This window comes from Afipia sp. MLSD5-FHT05B12 (assembly GCF_058793355.1).
The window spans coordinates 175998-190704 of record NZ_JBXAFS010000004.1 but is presented as its reverse complement, the minus strand read 5'-3'; the positions used below and the strand labels follow the sequence as shown (position 1 = coordinate 190704).

Here is a 14707-nt window from a genome sequence, read left to right as displayed (position 1 = left end):
CGTTACATCCAGCTTCGGATCAGCATGTAGATCGCGACGCAGGAAATAACCGCGACAAAGACGTCGTTGAGCAGCGTCCGCCGGCTCGCCAGCAGATGCGCTGATTTCACGCCGATATATCCGCCGGCCAGACCGCCGACGATGAAGACGGCGGTCAACGGCCAGTTCACCAGACCGGAGAATGCGTAGCTGGTCGCCGTGGTGAGGCCGAAGGCCAGCACGGCCACCAGCGAGGAGCTCACCGCGTACACCAGCGGCATGTCGGCCGCGAATACCAGCGCCGGCACGATCAGGAAGCCGCCGCCGATGCCGAAGAAACCGGAGAGCATGCCGGTGGCAAGCCCGACGCCGGCGAGCGCCGGCGCATTGGCCCGGCTCAACCGGACAGATTTGTTGCCGTCGTGATCGCGCCGCCGCCGCATCAGGACGGCGACCACCAGCATCAGAAGCGCGAACATCGTCAACAGGCGTTGCCCGTCGACCATCTTGCCCACCTGAGAGCCGAGAAACGCTCCAATGACACCGGCTCCGGCGAGCACCAATGCGCATCCCCACTTCACCGTGCCCGTGCGTGCGTGAATGAGGAGACCGAACGCCGCGCTCGCCGCGACTGCGAGAGAACTGGTGCCGATCGCCACATGCGCATTTGGCACACCGACCAGATACACCATCAGGGGCACGGCAAGAATCGAGCCGCCGCCGCCGATGACGCCGAGCGAAAAGCCGATGAGCGATCCCGATGCCGCTCCCAGAAGCCCCTGCGCTAAGGACATCATGTCATTGCCTTGCCTGTCGTCTCGACACTGTTCCGATGCACCTCAGACCGAGCGTGCCTGTCGGCGATTCCACGGCGCCAACATCAGCAAGCGCGCCATGCCGCAGAAGCCGGACAGGCCCGCGAACAACAAGCCTGCGCCGATGAAGCCCGGCACGATGAAGAACCACCGGGACACGAAGAAGCCGAGCAACACGCCTGCGAGTCCCATACCACCGGCGACGATCTGCACCTGACGCTGGAGTTCGATCGGCTGACTGCGATCCGTTACAACCGGAAGCCCGGCCTTGCGCCATGCGTCGAGGCCGCCTTCGACAACGAAAGCCTCGCAGTCGCCCGCAAAAGCCTTGAGACGGGACGCATTGGCCTGTGTCCTGGCACCGGAGCGGCAGTGAAAAATCACCGGCTTGCCGCGGTGAAGTTCGACATCGGCATCGTCCAGCCTGGACAAAGGCAGGTGGCGGGCGGACGCGATCCGCGCCCGCGCATGTTCGTCTGCCTCACGGATGTCGACGAGGATGCCGCCATCGTTCAGCAACTGGCGGGCCTGTTGGGGGCTTACGGTTTTCAGGGTCATCACACTCTCCTCGGGAAATTCAGCGGCGCGCAGGATGCTTCCTGGGCGGGCTGCAATACAGTTTGTGAAGGGTCGCAAGCATCTGTTCGATGCGCGGGTCCTCGATGCGGTACCAGATCACCTGGGATTCGCGGCGAAAGCTCACGATCTTCTCATCGCGCATCTTGGCGAGATGCTGGGACAGCGCCGACTGCGTCAGCCCTATGGCTTCCGCCAGGGACGTCACATTCGCCTCGCCCCACTCGGCGAGCTTGCACAAGATCATCAGCCGGCGTTCGTTGGACAGCGCCCGCAACACGCCGGCAACCTCGGTTGCCTGGGATTCAAACGCAGTCAGATCGAGATGTTTGGTGCTCATTCGATGTCACTTTATTAGGTATTGCTAATTTAGCATCTTCTAATATAATAAGTCAACCCCGACGTGAAGACTGATGAGAGACGAGGACAGACATGACCGACAAACCGATTATCCAGGCGTTTTTCGACGAACCGACCAATACCATCAGCTATCTGGTGACGGACCCCACGACACGGCAAAGCGCCGTCATCGATCCCGTACTCGACTACGATCCCAAATCGGGCGAGGTCGACACCCGCTCCGTCGAGGCGATTCTGCGGGCCGCGGCCGAACACGGCTACACCATCGTCCTGGCGCTGGAGACCCACGCCCACGCCGACCATCTCTCCGGCGCGCCCTATATCAAGGCAAAGACCGGCGCGAAAATCGGGATTGGAGAACACATCAAGGACGTGCAGCGGATCTTCCGTCCGATCTTCAACATCACAGACCTCAAACTGGACGGCCGCGACTTTGATTACCTGTTCGCGGACAGCGAGACATTCAGGATCGGCAACCTCAATGTCGAGACGCTGTACACACCGGGTCATACGCCGGCGGACATCAGCTACAAGATCGGGGATGCGATCTTTGTCGGAGATACACTGTTCATGCCCGATTACGGCACAGCGCGCGCGGACTTTCCCGGCGGCGATGCCCGCCAGCTTTATCGTTCAATCCAGCGCCTGCTGTCCCTGCCGCCGGCAACGCGGCTTTTCATGTGCCATGACTACAAGGCACCGGGGCGCGATACCTACGCGTGGGAGACTACGGTTCAGGAGCAGCGCCACCGCAACGTCCATGTCGGCGCAGGAAAGACGGAGGACGAGTTCGTCGCGGCGCGAACGACGCGCGACAAGACCCTGTCGGCGCCCACCCTGTTGCTGCCGTCGATCCAGGTCAACATCCGCGCGGGGGCTTTTCCGCCCGCGGAAGACAACGGGGTGCGCTATCTGCGCATTCCCGTAACCTTCAAATCCGCCCCTCCTTCCCCGTGAAGGAGGACGCGGCTCAGGACACGGACCTGTTTTCCCAGTATGGATCGCGCAGCTTGCGCTTGAAGATCTTGCCGCTGGCCTCGCGCGGCAGTGCGTCGAGGAAGTTGATGTCCTTCGGCACCTTGAAGTTCGCCAGCCGCTTGCGCAGATAATCCTGCACATCCTTCGGCGTCAGCGCGGCGCCGGTGTCGGGCTCAATGCAGGCGCACAGCCGCTCGCCGAACTCGTCGTCCGGGATGCCGAACACGGCGCAGTCGCGCACGCCGTCCATGCCGATCAGTGTGTTCTCGATCTCCGCCGGATAGATGTTGACGCCGCCGGAGATCACCATGTCGCGCTTGCGGTCGCATAGAAACAGATAGCCGTCTTCATCAAGATAACCGACATCGCCGACGCTGATGAGGCCCTCACGGCCTGCTTCCTCACGCGCGCCCGCCTTGCGATGATAATCGAAATCCGGGATCGCGGTCTGCCGCATGAAAATCTCGCCGATCTCATTGACGCCGCACGGCTCCCCGTTCGGGCCGAAGATCTTGACGATGCCGCCTTCGATGGCGCGCCCGACTGTGCCGGGCTTCGCCAGCGCTTCCTGCGCCGAATGCCAGATCGGAATCCCGGTCTCGGTCGAGCCGAAGTATTCGTGAACCACCGGCCCCCACCACGCGATCATCGCCTGCTTGACCGGAACGGGACAAGGCGCGGCGCCATGCACCACAAAGCGCAGCGATGACAGATCGTAACGTGACTTTACTTCGTCCGGCAGACGCAGCAGCCGCACGAACATGGTCGGCACCATGTGCATGTGGGTGACCTTGTGCCGCTCGATGAGCTGCAACAGGTCTTCGGGATCGAAGCGCGGCTCCAGAACGATGGTGCAGTGATGTCGGAATGCCAGCATGCCGTAGGAACTGGGCGCCGAATGATACATCGGCCCGTTCATCAGAATGACCTGATCCTCGCCCGGCTTCAGGCCGTAAGTGATGGCGCTGACGCGCTCGGCCGCGATCATCTGTTCAGGCAGCATCGGCTGACGCCGCACGCCCTTCGGCCGGCCTGTGGTGCCGGAGGTATAGAACATCGGCGATGCGGGGCCCGGCGCGTCCCGGGACGGTGCATAGCCGTCGCGCCAGATGTCCCAATCGACCAGCCCCTCGGGGACGCGCGCCAGTTCGGGCGGCACACCGAATGCCTCGGCGATTTCCGGCGGCGTCGTCACGATCAGCAGCGGCAATCGCTTGGGCAGGCCGTCCTTGATCTGCGGCAACAGATCCGCATGGCACACGAGGCTGTGCGCGCCGCTGTCGGCCAGAATATAGGCGACCTCTTCCGCCTTCAGATGCCAGTTGATCGGCACCACCGGCGAACCCAGCATCGCCGCGGCCGCCGATGCTTCGAACAGCGCGAAATCGTTGCGCAGCATCAGCCCGACAGGCGCGCCGTCACGCAGGCCGAGCGCCTTGAAGCCGGTGGCGGCCCGCGCGATGCGCTGTTGAATCTCTGCCGTGCAGATCTGGCGATCGCCACCGATAATCATCATGTCGCTCCGGCTGAAGAAAAAAGAACAGGCGCGCCGCGATCAGCAGCGCGCCCTCGTTACATTTATTGATCGTCGAGAACCGAGCCGAACCCAACCCAGCTCTTGCCGTCGAAGCGGCGCAGCAGCAACTGCTGGAACGGCAGGTAATCGTCAGGACCGGTATTCACCGTGATGCCAGGCAACAACAGCGGCAATTCGACATTCTTGAGCGACGCGGCCTGGCGTTTGATGTTCTCGGTGCTGAAATCGTCCTTGCAGGCCTTGAGCACGGCGACCATCAACTGGGCATAATGATACCCGGCGGAATAGTTGGAATTGTTGAGATCCGCATTCGGCATGTACTGCTTCATGAACGCGAAGTATTCCTTCACGCCGGGATCGTTCGCCCATTGCACGTCGTTGACGTCCTTCTGGTTGCTGGACGAGATCATGCCGACGGCATTGTCCAGTCCGGCCGGCGCGAGAAACGAGATCGACGCCGCCGAAGTCGGCAGGAATGTCAGGTCCGGCTTCCAGCCCAGTTCGGCGATGCCCTTGATCAACTGCGACGTGAATTTTCCCAGCACCACGCCGTACAGCACATTGGCTCCCGACGCCTTGAGAGTCGCAAGCTGAGAACTGATGGTCGGCGCGCTGGTTTCATAGTTTGCCTCGGCGACAATCATCGTTGCCGCCTTGGCGCCAAGCGCGCGCTTGAAGCCGTTGACATAGTCGCGGCCGAAATCGTCATTCTGCGCGAGAATGGCGATCTTGGCATCCGGCCTGGTTTGCAGAATGTACTTGGCGTAGATGACGCCCTCGGACTCATAGGCCGCCATTCCCGGCATCGTATAAGGGAAGTTTTTCGGGTCGGCCCATTTGGCCGCACCGCTCAGCACGAACAGTTGGGGAATCTTCTTGCCGTTGAGATAACGATGCACGGCGTTGTTGGTCGCGGTGCCGAGCGATCCGAACATCACCTGAACCTCGTCCTGCTCGACCAGCTTGCGCGTGTGTTCGACCGTCTTCGGCGGCGAATAGGCGTCATCCATGCTGATGAACTTCACCTTGCGCCCGTTGATGCCCCCTTCCGCGTTGACCTTCTCGAAGTACGCTTCCTGGGTTCGGCCGATCGCGCCGAAACCCGACAGCGGGCCGCTGTAGGGCAGCGTCTGCCCGATGCGGATTTCGCCTTTGGTGTCCGCATGCGCCTGCGTGATTCCACACGCGGCCAGCGACAGCAACGCAATCGCGTGCCGTGATACGGCTCTCATGGTGTTCTCCCTGTGTTTATAATTATGTCCGGGCGTTACGCCTCTTGTTGGACATGTCTTTCCCGAAGATGGCAGTCCGCCTTTCGGGGCAATATCTCTACGCGCTCGCCCGCATCAGGAAGTCTCCTCTCGCTTCGTTGAATTCCGCCTTCAGCCGCTCGACCAGTTCCGCCACCGGCGGCACGTCGGTGATCTGGCCGATGCCCTGCCCCGAACCCCAGATATCGCGCCAGGCCTTCACCTTCATGTTGCCGCCGGAGCCGAAGTTCATCTTGGTCTTGTCGGCGACTGGCAGATTGTCGGGATCGAGGCCGGCTGCGGCGATCGACGGGCCGAGATAGTTGCCGTGAACCCCGGTGAACAGGTTGGTGTAGACCGTGTCGTGAGCGGCATAGTCGGTCAGCGCCTTCTTGTAGGCGGGATCGGCGTTGGCCTCGACCGTCGCGATGAATCGCGTGCCCATGTAGGCCATGTCGGCACCGAGCGCGAGCGCCGACGCGATGCCCCAGCCATCGGAGATCGCGCCCGACAGCAGGATGGTGCCCTTGAACCACTGTTTCACTTCGCGCACCAGCGCGAAGGGTGACAGCGTTCCGGCGTGACCGCCGGCGCCTGCGCAGACGAGGATAAGGCCATCGACGCCCTGCTCCGCTGCCTTGCGCGCATGCTTCACGTTGATGACATCGTGGAACACAACGCCGCCATAGGAATGCGCGGCATCGACGATCTCGGACGGCGGACGCAGCGAGGTGATGATGACCGGAACCTTGTGCTTCACGCAGGCTTCCATGTCCTTCATCAAACGGTCGTTGGAGGCGTGACAGATCTGGTTGACCGCGTAGGGCGCGACCTTCTTGTGCGGGTTCAGCGCCTTGTACTCGCCAAGCTCGTCCTCGATCTGGGTCAGCCATTCGCCGAGCTTCTCGGCGGGCCGCGCATTCAGTGCCGGAAACGAGCCGACGATGCCGGCCTTGCATTGCGCGATCACCAGTTCAGGACCCGACACGATAAAGAGCGGCGAGCCGAGAACGGGCAGTTCAAGCGTACCATTGAGCGAGGCGGGAAGCGGCATCGGGTTTGTCCTGTTCTGGATGTGAGCAACGATAACATCTTGACCGGCGCCCCCAATGTCCAATATTGAACAGTTGCAGCTTCAGGATTGAACAGATGGACTGGGATCTCTGCCGGACCTTTATCGCGGTTGCCGAATCCGGCAGCTATCTCGGCGCGGCCCGCCGTTTGCGCTCAAGCCATCCGACGGTCGGTCGTGAGATCGCGGCGCTGGAAGCGCAGCTCGGGACCAAACTGTTCGTCCGCTCCAATGACGGGCTGGTGCTGACGGCGCAGGGCCGCCGCTTCCGCGAACACACCGCGGCGATGGAGGCGGCGGCGCTGCGGGCGGAAGCCGCGGTCTCGGCCACCGGCGCGAAAGCGCGCGGCCTCGTTAAATTCTCGATCGGCCCGACGCTGGCCGCCTACTGGTTGATGCCGCATATGGCGTCGTTCATCGCGGCCCATCCCGACGTTCAGATCGAATTCGTCACCCACCCGTTCCCCGTCAGCGTCCGCAAGCGCGAGGCCGATATCGTGCTGCGCATCTATCAAAGCGGCGATGAAAATCTCGTCGGCCGCAAGATCGCGCGGCTGGGCGTCGGCTTCTACGCCTCGCGCGACTATGCGGCGCGCCATTCCCTGCCCGAGCACCGCGACGACTGGAAACATCACAGCATCATCGGCTTCGCGGATCGTGCGTCAAACGCCGAACTCGGGCGCTGGAGCGATCATGTCGCGCGGGAAGCAACCGTGGTGATGCGCTGCTCATCGCAGGCCGATATGCTGGCGGCGGTGCGCGCGGGCGTCGGGATTTGCGCGATGTCCTGCATCGTCGCCGACGCCCACGACGACCTGATCCGCGTCGCGCCGCACAAGCTGGCCGGCATTTCGGATATCTGGCTGCTGGCGCATCCCGACCTGATCGATCTGCCCGCTGTTCGCGCGGTCATCGATTTCGTCACGCAGCGCTCGCGGGCGGATCGCGTGCTGCTCAGCGGCGGGACAAAGGCGTAAGACGTTTAGACTTCGCGCCGGATCTCGAGTTCCGACCAGATGCGGTTGAAGTACTCATTGTAGAGCGGATTGGTGCGAATGGTCACCGGGTCGCGCTCCGCGGCGGACAATTCGATGGTGTGCAGGCTGCGCACCGTCGCAGGCCGGTTGGTCATCACGACAATACGGTCGGCCATGGTGATCGCTTCACCGATATCATGCGTCACCAGAATGACGCTCTTGCCGCGCTCGCGGATGATCCGCTGCACCTCGCCTTGCAGCAGCAACCGGGTCTGGAAATCCAGCGCCGAAAACGGCTCATCCAGCAGGATCACATCGGGATCGAATGCCAGCGTCCGCATGAAGGCCACGCGCTGGCGCATGCCGCCGGACAATGTCGCGGGCTTCGCCTTCTCGAAGCCGCCGAGGCCATAGGATGTGATCAGCCGGTGCGCGATCTCCTCGGCTTCGGCGCGCGCCACGCCGCGCACTTCCAGACCCAGCGTCACATTGTCCAGCACGCTGCGCCAGGGCAACAGCATGTCCTTCTGCAACATGTAGCCGACATGGCCCTTGGCGCCCGCCACCTGCACACCGTTGACCGACACGCTGCCCATGGTCGGCGAGATCAGACCGGCGATGATGTTGAACAAGGTGGTCTTGCCGCAGCCCGATGGCCCGACAATGGCGAGTACCTCGCGCTTGCGCAGGCCGAAGGAGATGTTGCCGAGCGCACGAACCGGGTTCGCGCTCTCGGCATTGAAAACCATGCCCACCTCATGGGCGGTCAGGACGTCCCCGGCGGCGGCGGCTTCAGCCATCAGGCGATCTCCGGATAGGTCAATTCCGGCGCCTGCCATTTGCGCCCGGCAATCACCGCGTCGAGATACGACAGCACGACGGCGTTGAACTCATCCGGCAGCACCACCGAGACGGCGTGACCGCCGGTCTCGAAATAGAAGGTGTCCGCCTTCGGCATCAGCTTCGCCATCCGCTCCGAATAGAACAGCGGCGTCAGGTGATCGTCCCTGGAACAGGTGATCAGACAGGGGCACGTTATCTTTCGCAGCTCTTCGCCCGGTGAATACGAACAGATCGCCTCAATGCGGCTCAGCATGATGTCCACCGGCGCCAGCGCCGCGGCCGCGGCGGGCTCCTCTGCCTCAAGGCGCGCGATGTTCGCGCTGACCCACCATGGCGGATTGAGAAACAGCGGCGTGGTCTTGACGTAATGCAGCGGGCCGCTTGCCTGGAGCACCCGCTTGCGGACCTCGAAGCACCGCCTGAAATAGGCGTCGGACGTGGCCCACCCAGCATAAAGAACCGCGCTCTTGATTCGTGACGGAAAGCGCAGCGCCATGTCATGCGCCATCGCCGCGCCGGTCGAATGACCGACAATATGCGCGGCTTCGATCCCCAGTTCATCCATCAGCGCGACCATGTCGTCGGTCATCTGCGGCACCGAATAGGTGATGCGGTCCTGACGCGAGCCGCCGGTGCCGCGATGATCGTGCAGCACGACCTGATGCTTCGCCGCGATGGCATCGATATTCGGCTTGAAATAGCTTCCCGCGCCGCCGATGCCGGCGACCAGCAGGACGGGCTCGCCCTTCCCGATCACCTCGTAAGCGATCTCCGTTCCGTTCACCTGTGCTACCGGCATCATGCTCTCCGTTTTTCTTGCAAGCGTCTTGTCGTGAAACGTGGCATCAGTAGCTGAGCCATCGCTCGAGCAGCGTGACGCTGTAGTCGAGCACCAGCGCGAGCAGCATCAGTGCGAACAGGCCCACCCAGACCGCGTTGAGGTCGTAGAGCGTGCCGGCGTAGTAGACGAGATAGCCGAGCCCCTGCTTGGCTGCGATGTATTCGCCGACCACCGCGCCGATCAGGGCGAATCCGACGTTCAGCCGAAGACCCGAGATGATCCACGGCATGGTCGCGGGCGCCACGATCTTCCGGAAAGTCTGCCACCGTGTTGCCCCGAGCGAACGCATCAGGCGGATCAGATCCTGATCGACCTCCTGCGCGCCGCTATAGGCGGTCATCAGCGACACGATGAATGTGATGATCGCCGCGATGGCAATCTTGGATTCGATACCGATGCCGAACCAGACGATGATCAGCGGCGCCAGCGCGATCTTGGGCAGGCCGTTAACGGCGACGATGAATGGCCGCAGCATGAGCGCGAGACGCGGCGTCAGCCACAGTCCGAGCCCGGCGACACTGCCGAGAAAGCAGCCGATCACGAATCCGATCAGGGATTCGAGGCCGGTCACCAGGGTGGACTGCAACAGCGTTCCGTCCGCCAGGAGCGTAACGAACTTCTTCGCAATGCCGCTCGGCTGGCCATAGAGATAGACGGGCAGCCATTCGGCCCGGATGGCAATCTCCCACAATCCGAGGAAGCCGGCCGTCAGCGCGATCTGTCCGAGCAGGATCAGCAGCCACGGCGAGATCAAAAGGCCGCGCTGTTGTGCCTGTTCCGCCATGCTCAACGGGCCTTGGGCAGATGCGCGATGGACGCGATTTCCACGAGAAATTCAGGTTTGACGAGATCCGCGCGGATGCAGTAGCGGGCCGGAAATTCGCTCGGAAAGAACTCCTTGTAGACCGCGTTCATGGCGGCGTAGTCGCCGAGATCCTTGAGGAAGATCGAGTTCATGGTCACGTCGGCCATCGTGCCGCCGGCGGCTTCGACGATGCTCTTGATCGACTCGAGAACAGCGCGGGTCTGCGCCGTCGCGTCGCCGGCGCCCACGGTCTTGCCGCTGGCGTCCATCGCCAGAACGCCGGAGACATAAAGGATGTTGTCCGCCACCACGCCCGGCGAATAAGGCGCCATCGGAGGCGGCGAGCCGGCGGGAATGACTGGTTTACGGGGCATGTCAGGCTCCTTGGGTTCTTGGCGAATCGTTGTGATTGATGGGACAGAAAACGTCAGCGGTTGGTCAAGCTTCGCAGTTCGCTGACCGTGGTGGTCCAGCCGAAAAATGTTTCGACGTTGTAAACCGTGGCCTCCTGCAAGGAGACGGGACCGGCCTGAAGCGTGGCGTCCCTCACCATGACCGGGAAGTATTCCAGAAAGTAGCCGTCGCGGATGGTGGACTCCACGCAGACGTTGGTCGCGACGCCCACCACCACCAGATTGCGGATCCGCCGCGCCCGCAGCATGCTGTTCAGCTGGGTGCCGGCGAAACCGCTGTAACGGGGCTTCGGCAAGACAATCTCGCCGGGCAGCGGCTTGATCTTCTCGACCAGTTCGTAATCCCAGGTCCCGCGCGTGATGAGCTTGCCGTCGAGTTCGGGCCGCGCACGCATCGTTTTCAGCGCGTTCGACTTCCACCAGTTCGGAGACTCCGGTGTACCGGCCTCTTGTTTGTTCGCATCCCAGCCGTTCTGGAAAAAGACAATCGTAAAGCCAAGCTTGCGTGAGATTTCGATCACCTCCGCCACCGCGGCGATGACCGGCTTGGCGCCCGCCACATCGAAACCGGCAAGGTCGAGGTACCCGCCGGGCGAAGCGTAAGCGTTCTGCATATCGACCACGACGAGCGCGGTCTCATCGGGCGAGAGGGGGAATTCTTCCGGCCTGGCGCCCAGCACAAGAGTATTGTCGTGACGCGGCAACGTCTGAGGCAGAGTCATTGATCAGGTTCGCTTTTGAGGTCAGCTTTTCAGGCCAAAATCGGACGCCGCCTTGCTGGCGAACGCCGTGTCGACCATGTCTTCGTAGGGAAGCGTTTTCTTGAGCGTGCCTGCGCCGCTTTCGTGCTTCATGATCGCATCCCAGTCTTCCCTGGTGATGACCGGGTTGCGCGGCACCACGTTCTTCGTGGTCATGAAGTTCTTCGCGCCGAGCTTGACGACATCCGGCGCGACGGTCGGAAACTCCAGCCGGCTGACCTCCTCGAAGGTGCTCGGATCGGTGTGCAGCAGCTTCATCGCTTCCGCGAGAGCGTTGGTGAATTTCTGAACTGTTTCGCCATTGCCCTTGAGGTACTGCTCGGTGACGAACACGGACGAGAAGGCGATCGGCCCGAGAATATCGGCGAAGGAGTAAACCACTTCCAGCCCGAACTGGGTGACGCCGATGCTGGCGTCCCAGTCGAATGCAATCGCCAGATCGGCGCGGCCATCCTTGACTGCGGCGGCCTGCGCGCCGGGCGGCAGTTCGAGGAAGTTCACACCCGCTTCCTTCGGATCAAACCCGCCGATGCTGCGCATCAGATAGGTCGGCGTCGAAATCGTGTTGGACGGAAAGCGCAGCGTCGCGATGGTCTTGCCCTTGAGATCGGCCAGCGAATTGATCTTGAGTCCAGGCTTTGCGATCGCGAAAAGTGAAATGCCGCCCGCGACCTTGGCGATGCATTTCATCTTGCCGCCTTCGAGCGTGGAATTGACCGACATGCCGGTGCCGGTCAGCGCGAACTGCGCCCGGTTGGCGAGCAGCACCGAAACAGGCACCGCAATACCGCCCGCGGTGGAAAGCTCGATGTCGAGGCCCTGCTTCGCGAACATCTCCTTGCGCATCGCGACATAGAGCGGGGTGTAGAGCGCGATATGGATGGCCTCGGACACAATCACCTTGGTCCGGCCTTGCGCGATCCCCGGCATGGGAAACGCGGCAGCCATGCCGAGTGCGCCGGTGCCGATCAGCAAACTCCGGCGGGTCGGCGTTGCGAGCGATGTCGGTTCAGGTTTGGGCGAGGTCATATTCCATGAACTCCTGATGGGATGGCCGCGCCGGCAACCGCGACGGGAAAATGAAGTTTCTTCGGAGATAGATTTTTCCAGTTCATCTCGACAGAACCGAATCTTCTGCTCCGAAAGTTCGCTCACGCAGGCTATGGAGCATTTATCGTTCTTTAAAGTCGAGAATCTGTCATGCGATCCTGCAAAAAAGGCAACACCCCTATTTGCGGGTTTTCGCCTTTGACGCCCTGATGGTCGTGGTCAGCAGCTTGAGAAACTCCTGCGCCGCGCGCGAGAGCGGCCTGTCCCGATGCACGCTGATGCTCGATCGCGCGGATGCGAGTTCAGTGTCGGCCACCGGGATCGCGCGAAGCTGACCCGATCCAAGCTGCGTAATAACCGCCATCGCCGGCTTGAACGCAATGAACTGGCCGGTCACGGCCATCGTATTGGTCAGCTCCAGCGAGTTTGTTGTGACCAGCACCCGTGGATTCAATTTATGTTTGGCAACGGTGCGTTCAAACGACTGCCGGATACCGAAGCTGTGATCGGGAAGCGCCAGTGGCTCCTTGCAGATTTCATCCAGACTGAGGCTCTTGCGATTTGCATACTTGTGATCGCGCGCGACCAGACAGGAAACCGGCTCGGGAAACTCCGCGATTGTTTCGATCTCGGCGCGCGGTGAGGCATTGAACGTGATGCCGATATCGGCCTCGTCTTCCAGCAAGGCCTCGGTGATCCGGTCGGTCGACGCGGTTTGAACCTTGAACGCCACGGCCGGATAACGGCGCTGGAAGTCGGCGAGGATATTGGGCAGCAGGCCCGTGACGAAACCTTCGATCACCCAAAGACTGACGTCGCCGCGGCGCAGGCCGCGAAGATCATCGATCCCGGCACGCGCGCGGTCGAGGTCGCGGAAGATGCGATGGCTCTGCCGGGCGAGGACTTCGCCGGCCGCGGTGAGCCGAACGCCGCTCTTGGAGCGCTCGAAGAGAATGGCATCCAGCTCATGCTCGAGCTGCGCGATCTGTCTGCTGACCGCCGATGGCGCGACATGAAGCCGATCCGCCGCTTTCCGGATCGAGCCCAGCTTAGCAACCGCATTGAAGTATCTCAGCGTCAGAAAACGCATCGCGCCCCCGGAAGATGCGGTTGAAACCTGCTGATATGGCAGCGGCGGGCGGGCATTTATATTTGAATCCCCTCATTGCCTGCGGGCTTCAATCCATCGCAAAGTGCGCCGTTACCATCAGCATGATGCAACACGCAGCCTTTCAACAAGAACGTAATTGTCACGGGAGATCAATATGGGTTTCGAGGGACTTCAGCTTCGCTCCTTGATCAGGAAAAACGGCGAACTCGAACTGTCGCTGGTCAAGGTCAGGATTCCGGAGCCGGCGGCCGACGAAGTCATCGTCCGGATCGAAGGCTCGCCGATCAACCCTTCCGATCTTGGCCTCCTTGTGGGCACCGCCGATATGACGACGGCCAAATCGTCGGGGACCGGCGACAGCGTTGTTGTGACCGCATCCGTCCCCGAGCCGCTGATGAAAGCCATGGCGGGACGCCTCGACGAATCGATGCCCGTCGGCAACGAAGGCGCCGGCGTTGTCGTCGCGGCTGGAAGCTCCGGCAGGGCACAGGCCATGATGGGCAAGATGGTCGCGATGATCGGCGGCGCCATGTACGCGCAATACCGCTGCATCAAGGCTGCCGACTGCATGGTGCTGCCTGATGGGACGACAGCCGCTGAGGGCGCGTCAAGCTTCGTCAACCCGCTGACGGCGCTGGGCATGACGGAGACCATGCGGCGAGAGGGACACAAGGCCCTCGTGCATACGGCCGCCGCTTCAAATCTCGGTCAGATGCTCAACAAGATTTGCATCGCGGACGGAATCGGCCTCGTCAATATTGTGCGCAATGCCGAACAGGAAGAGATTCTCCGCAAGATCGGCGCGACCCACATTTGCAATTCCGCCGCGGCAACCTTCATGGACGATTTGACGAACGCGCTGGTGGCGACCGGCGCGACGCTGGCATTCGACGCGATCGGCGGCGGCAAGCTGGCAGGCCAGATCCTGAGCTGCATGGAAGTCGCCGCCAACAAGACGGCGAAGGTCTACAGCCGCTATGGATCAACCGTTCACAAGCAGGTCTACATCTATGGCGGTCTCGATACGCGCCCGACTGAGATCAACCGGAATTTCGGCATGGCCTGGGGCATCGGCGGCTGGCTGCTGTTTCCATTCCTGCAAAAAATCGGACCTGCCGAAGCGCAGAAGCTGCGCGAACGCGTCGCCGCCGAACTCAAGACCACGTTTGCCAGTCACTACACGCAGGTCATCTCGCTTCGGGAAACACTGCAGCTCTCGAACATCGCCGCATACGGCAAGCGCGCAACGGGCGAGAAGTTTCTCATCAATCCGAACAAGGCCTGATCCCGCATCGGTTCGCGCCGGCGGCGAGCGAGGTTCAACAAAAAAGGCCCCGGG

The 14707-nt window shown here is 62.0% G+C and carries 16 protein-coding genes; 3 read left to right on the top strand and 13 right to left on the bottom strand.

Features of this window, described 5'->3' with window-relative positions; translation table 11 throughout:
- Nucleotides 1–2 precede the first annotated feature (2 nt).
- Genes AC1Q6J_RS08025 through AC1Q6J_RS08015 form a run of 3 tightly spaced genes read right to left on the bottom strand, consistent with a single transcriptional unit; the run spans nt 3 to nt 1710 of the window.
- The gene (locus AC1Q6J_RS08025) at nt 3–776 is read right to left on the bottom strand and encodes a sulfite exporter TauE/SafE family protein (RefSeq protein ID WP_492278786.1); all 774 of its coding nucleotides are present in this window, start codon (nt 774–776) and stop codon (nt 3–5) included.
- Nucleotides 777–818: 42 nt separating this feature from the next.
- Nucleotides 819–1352, bottom strand: a complete 534-nt coding sequence (locus AC1Q6J_RS08020; RefSeq protein ID WP_492278785.1) for a rhodanese family protein — start codon at nt 1350–1352, stop codon at nt 819–821.
- Between the two features lie 19 nt (nt 1353–1371).
- Nucleotides 1372–1710, bottom strand: a complete 339-nt coding sequence (locus AC1Q6J_RS08015) for an ArsR/SmtB family transcription factor (RefSeq protein WP_492278784.1) — start codon at nt 1708–1710, stop codon at nt 1372–1374.
- Between the two features lie 92 nt (nt 1711–1802).
- Between AC1Q6J_RS08015 and AC1Q6J_RS08010 the strand changes: the two genes are divergently transcribed.
- Nucleotides 1803–2687 carry an MBL fold metallo-hydrolase gene (locus AC1Q6J_RS08010; RefSeq protein ID WP_492278783.1) on the top strand — a complete coding sequence of 295 codons (885 nt, stop codon included), beginning with the start codon at nt 1803–1805 and terminating at the stop codon, nt 2685–2687.
- 13 nt (nt 2688–2700) lie between these two features.
- On the opposite strand, the gene AC1Q6J_RS08005 is transcribed toward AC1Q6J_RS08010, so the two are convergent.
- From AC1Q6J_RS08005 to AC1Q6J_RS07995, 3 genes are all read right to left on the bottom strand, one after another.
- Nucleotides 2701–4221 (bottom strand): acyl-CoA synthetase, encoded by a 1521-nt coding sequence (locus AC1Q6J_RS08005; protein ID WP_492278964.1) that lies wholly within the window; start codon nt 4219–4221, stop codon nt 2701–2703.
- Nucleotides 4222–4286: 65 nt separating this feature from the next.
- Nucleotides 4287–5477, bottom strand: coding sequence for an ABC transporter substrate-binding protein (locus AC1Q6J_RS08000; protein ID WP_492278782.1), 1191 nt, complete (start codon nt 5475–5477; stop codon nt 4287–4289).
- A 97-nt stretch (nt 5478–5574) separates the two neighbouring features.
- The gene (locus AC1Q6J_RS07995; RefSeq protein WP_492278781.1) at nt 5575–6549 is read right to left on the bottom strand and encodes an NAD(P)H-dependent flavin oxidoreductase; all 975 of its coding nucleotides are present in this window, start codon (nt 6547–6549) and stop codon (nt 5575–5577) included.
- Between the two features lie 95 nt (nt 6550–6644).
- Between AC1Q6J_RS07995 and AC1Q6J_RS07990 the strand changes: the two genes are divergently transcribed.
- Nucleotides 6645–7544, top strand: a complete 900-nt coding sequence (locus AC1Q6J_RS07990) for a LysR family transcriptional regulator (RefSeq protein WP_492278780.1) — start codon at nt 6645–6647, stop codon at nt 7542–7544.
- Nucleotides 7545–7549: 5 nt separating this feature from the next.
- On the opposite strand, the gene AC1Q6J_RS07985 is transcribed toward AC1Q6J_RS07990, so the two are convergent.
- The 7 genes from AC1Q6J_RS07985 to AC1Q6J_RS07955 form a co-directional block, all read right to left on the bottom strand.
- Entirely contained in the window at nt 7550–8344 is a 795-nt protein-coding gene (locus AC1Q6J_RS07985; protein WP_492278779.1) for an ABC transporter ATP-binding protein, read from the bottom strand.
- Nucleotides 8344–9186: an alpha/beta fold hydrolase gene (locus AC1Q6J_RS07980; RefSeq protein WP_492278778.1), complete on the bottom strand. Its 843-nt coding sequence runs from the start codon at nt 9184–9186 to the stop codon at nt 8344–8346. The genes AC1Q6J_RS07985 and AC1Q6J_RS07980 overlap by 1 nt, the downstream gene beginning before the upstream one ends.
- Nucleotides 9187–9232: 46 nt before the next feature.
- Nucleotides 9233–10012 carry an ABC transporter permease gene (locus tag AC1Q6J_RS07975; protein WP_492278777.1) on the bottom strand — a complete coding sequence of 260 codons (780 nt, stop codon included), beginning with the start codon at nt 10010–10012 and terminating at the stop codon, nt 9233–9235.
- Between the two features lie 2 nt (nt 10013–10014).
- Complete coding sequence (rutC, locus tag AC1Q6J_RS07970) at nt 10015–10407, bottom strand: pyrimidine utilization protein C (protein WP_492278776.1); 393 nt, start codon at nt 10405–10407, stop codon at nt 10015–10017.
- 53 nt (nt 10408–10460) lie between these two features.
- The gene (locus AC1Q6J_RS07965; protein ID WP_492278775.1) at nt 10461–11168 is read right to left on the bottom strand and encodes an isochorismatase family protein; all 708 of its coding nucleotides are present in this window, start codon (nt 11166–11168) and stop codon (nt 10461–10463) included.
- Between the two features lie 21 nt (nt 11169–11189).
- Complete coding sequence (locus tag AC1Q6J_RS07960; RefSeq protein WP_492278774.1) at nt 11190–12236, bottom strand: ABC transporter substrate-binding protein; 1047 nt, start codon at nt 12234–12236, stop codon at nt 11190–11192.
- Between the two features lie 199 nt (nt 12237–12435).
- Nucleotides 12436–13347: a LysR family transcriptional regulator gene (locus AC1Q6J_RS07955; RefSeq protein WP_492278773.1), complete on the bottom strand. Its 912-nt coding sequence runs from the start codon at nt 13345–13347 to the stop codon at nt 12436–12438.
- A gap of 175 nt (nt 13348–13522) precedes the next feature.
- On the opposite strand from AC1Q6J_RS07955, the gene AC1Q6J_RS07950 reads away from it, so the two are divergent.
- Nucleotides 13523–14653 carry a zinc-binding dehydrogenase gene (locus AC1Q6J_RS07950; RefSeq protein ID WP_492278772.1) on the top strand — a complete coding sequence of 377 codons (1131 nt, stop codon included), beginning with the start codon at nt 13523–13525 and terminating at the stop codon, nt 14651–14653.
- Nucleotides 14654–14707: the final 54 nt, after the last annotated feature.

What these genes read in the sequence shown, in the direction of transcription:
- AC1Q6J_RS08020 (WP_492278785.1), bottom strand. Translation starts at nt 1,352, where the DNA reads ATGACCCTGAAAACCGTAAGCCCCCAACAGGCCCGCCAGTTGCTGAAC.
- AC1Q6J_RS07980 (WP_492278778.1), bottom strand. Translation starts at nt 9,186, where the DNA reads ATGCCGGTAGCACAGGTGAACGGAACGGAGATCGCTTACGAGGTGATC.
- AC1Q6J_RS07950 (WP_492278772.1), top strand. Translation starts at nt 13,523, where the DNA reads ATGGGTTTCGAGGGACTTCAGCTTCGCTCCTTGATCAGGAAAAACGGC.
- AC1Q6J_RS08015 (WP_492278784.1), bottom strand. Translation starts at nt 1,710, where the DNA reads ATGAGCACCAAACATCTCGATCTGACTGCGTTTGAATCCCAGGCAACC.
- AC1Q6J_RS07965 (WP_492278775.1), bottom strand. Translation starts at nt 11,168, where the DNA reads ATGACTCTGCCTCAGACGTTGCCGCGTCACGACAATACTCTTGTGCTG.
- AC1Q6J_RS07990 (WP_492278780.1), top strand. Translation starts at nt 6,645, where the DNA reads ATGGACTGGGATCTCTGCCGGACCTTTATCGCGGTTGCCGAATCCGGC.
- rutC (WP_492278776.1), bottom strand. Translation starts at nt 10,407, where the DNA reads ATGCCCCGTAAACCAGTCATTCCCGCCGGCTCGCCGCCTCCGATGGCG.
- AC1Q6J_RS07960 (WP_492278774.1), bottom strand. Translation starts at nt 12,236, where the DNA reads ATGACCTCGCCCAAACCTGAACCGACATCGCTCGCAACGCCGACCCGC.
- AC1Q6J_RS08025 (WP_492278786.1), bottom strand. Translation starts at nt 776, where the DNA reads ATGATGTCCTTAGCGCAGGGGCTTCTGGGAGCGGCATCGGGATCGCTC.
- AC1Q6J_RS08005 (WP_492278964.1), bottom strand. Translation starts at nt 4,221, where the DNA reads ATGATTATCGGTGGCGATCGCCAGATCTGCACGGCAGAGATTCAACAG.
- AC1Q6J_RS07975 (WP_492278777.1), bottom strand. Translation starts at nt 10,012, where the DNA reads ATGGCGGAACAGGCACAACAGCGCGGCCTTTTGATCTCGCCGTGGCTG.
- AC1Q6J_RS08010 (WP_492278783.1), top strand. Translation starts at nt 1,803, where the DNA reads ATGACCGACAAACCGATTATCCAGGCGTTTTTCGACGAACCGACCAAT.
- AC1Q6J_RS07955 (WP_492278773.1), bottom strand. Translation starts at nt 13,347, where the DNA reads ATGCGTTTTCTGACGCTGAGATACTTCAATGCGGTTGCTAAGCTGGGC.
- AC1Q6J_RS08000 (WP_492278782.1), bottom strand. Translation starts at nt 5,477, where the DNA reads ATGAGAGCCGTATCACGGCACGCGATTGCGTTGCTGTCGCTGGCCGCG.
- AC1Q6J_RS07995 (WP_492278781.1), bottom strand. Translation starts at nt 6,549, where the DNA reads ATGCCGCTTCCCGCCTCGCTCAATGGTACGCTTGAACTGCCCGTTCTC.
- AC1Q6J_RS07985 (WP_492278779.1), bottom strand. Translation starts at nt 8,344, where the DNA reads ATGGCTGAAGCCGCCGCCGCCGGGGACGTCCTGACCGCCCATGAGGTG.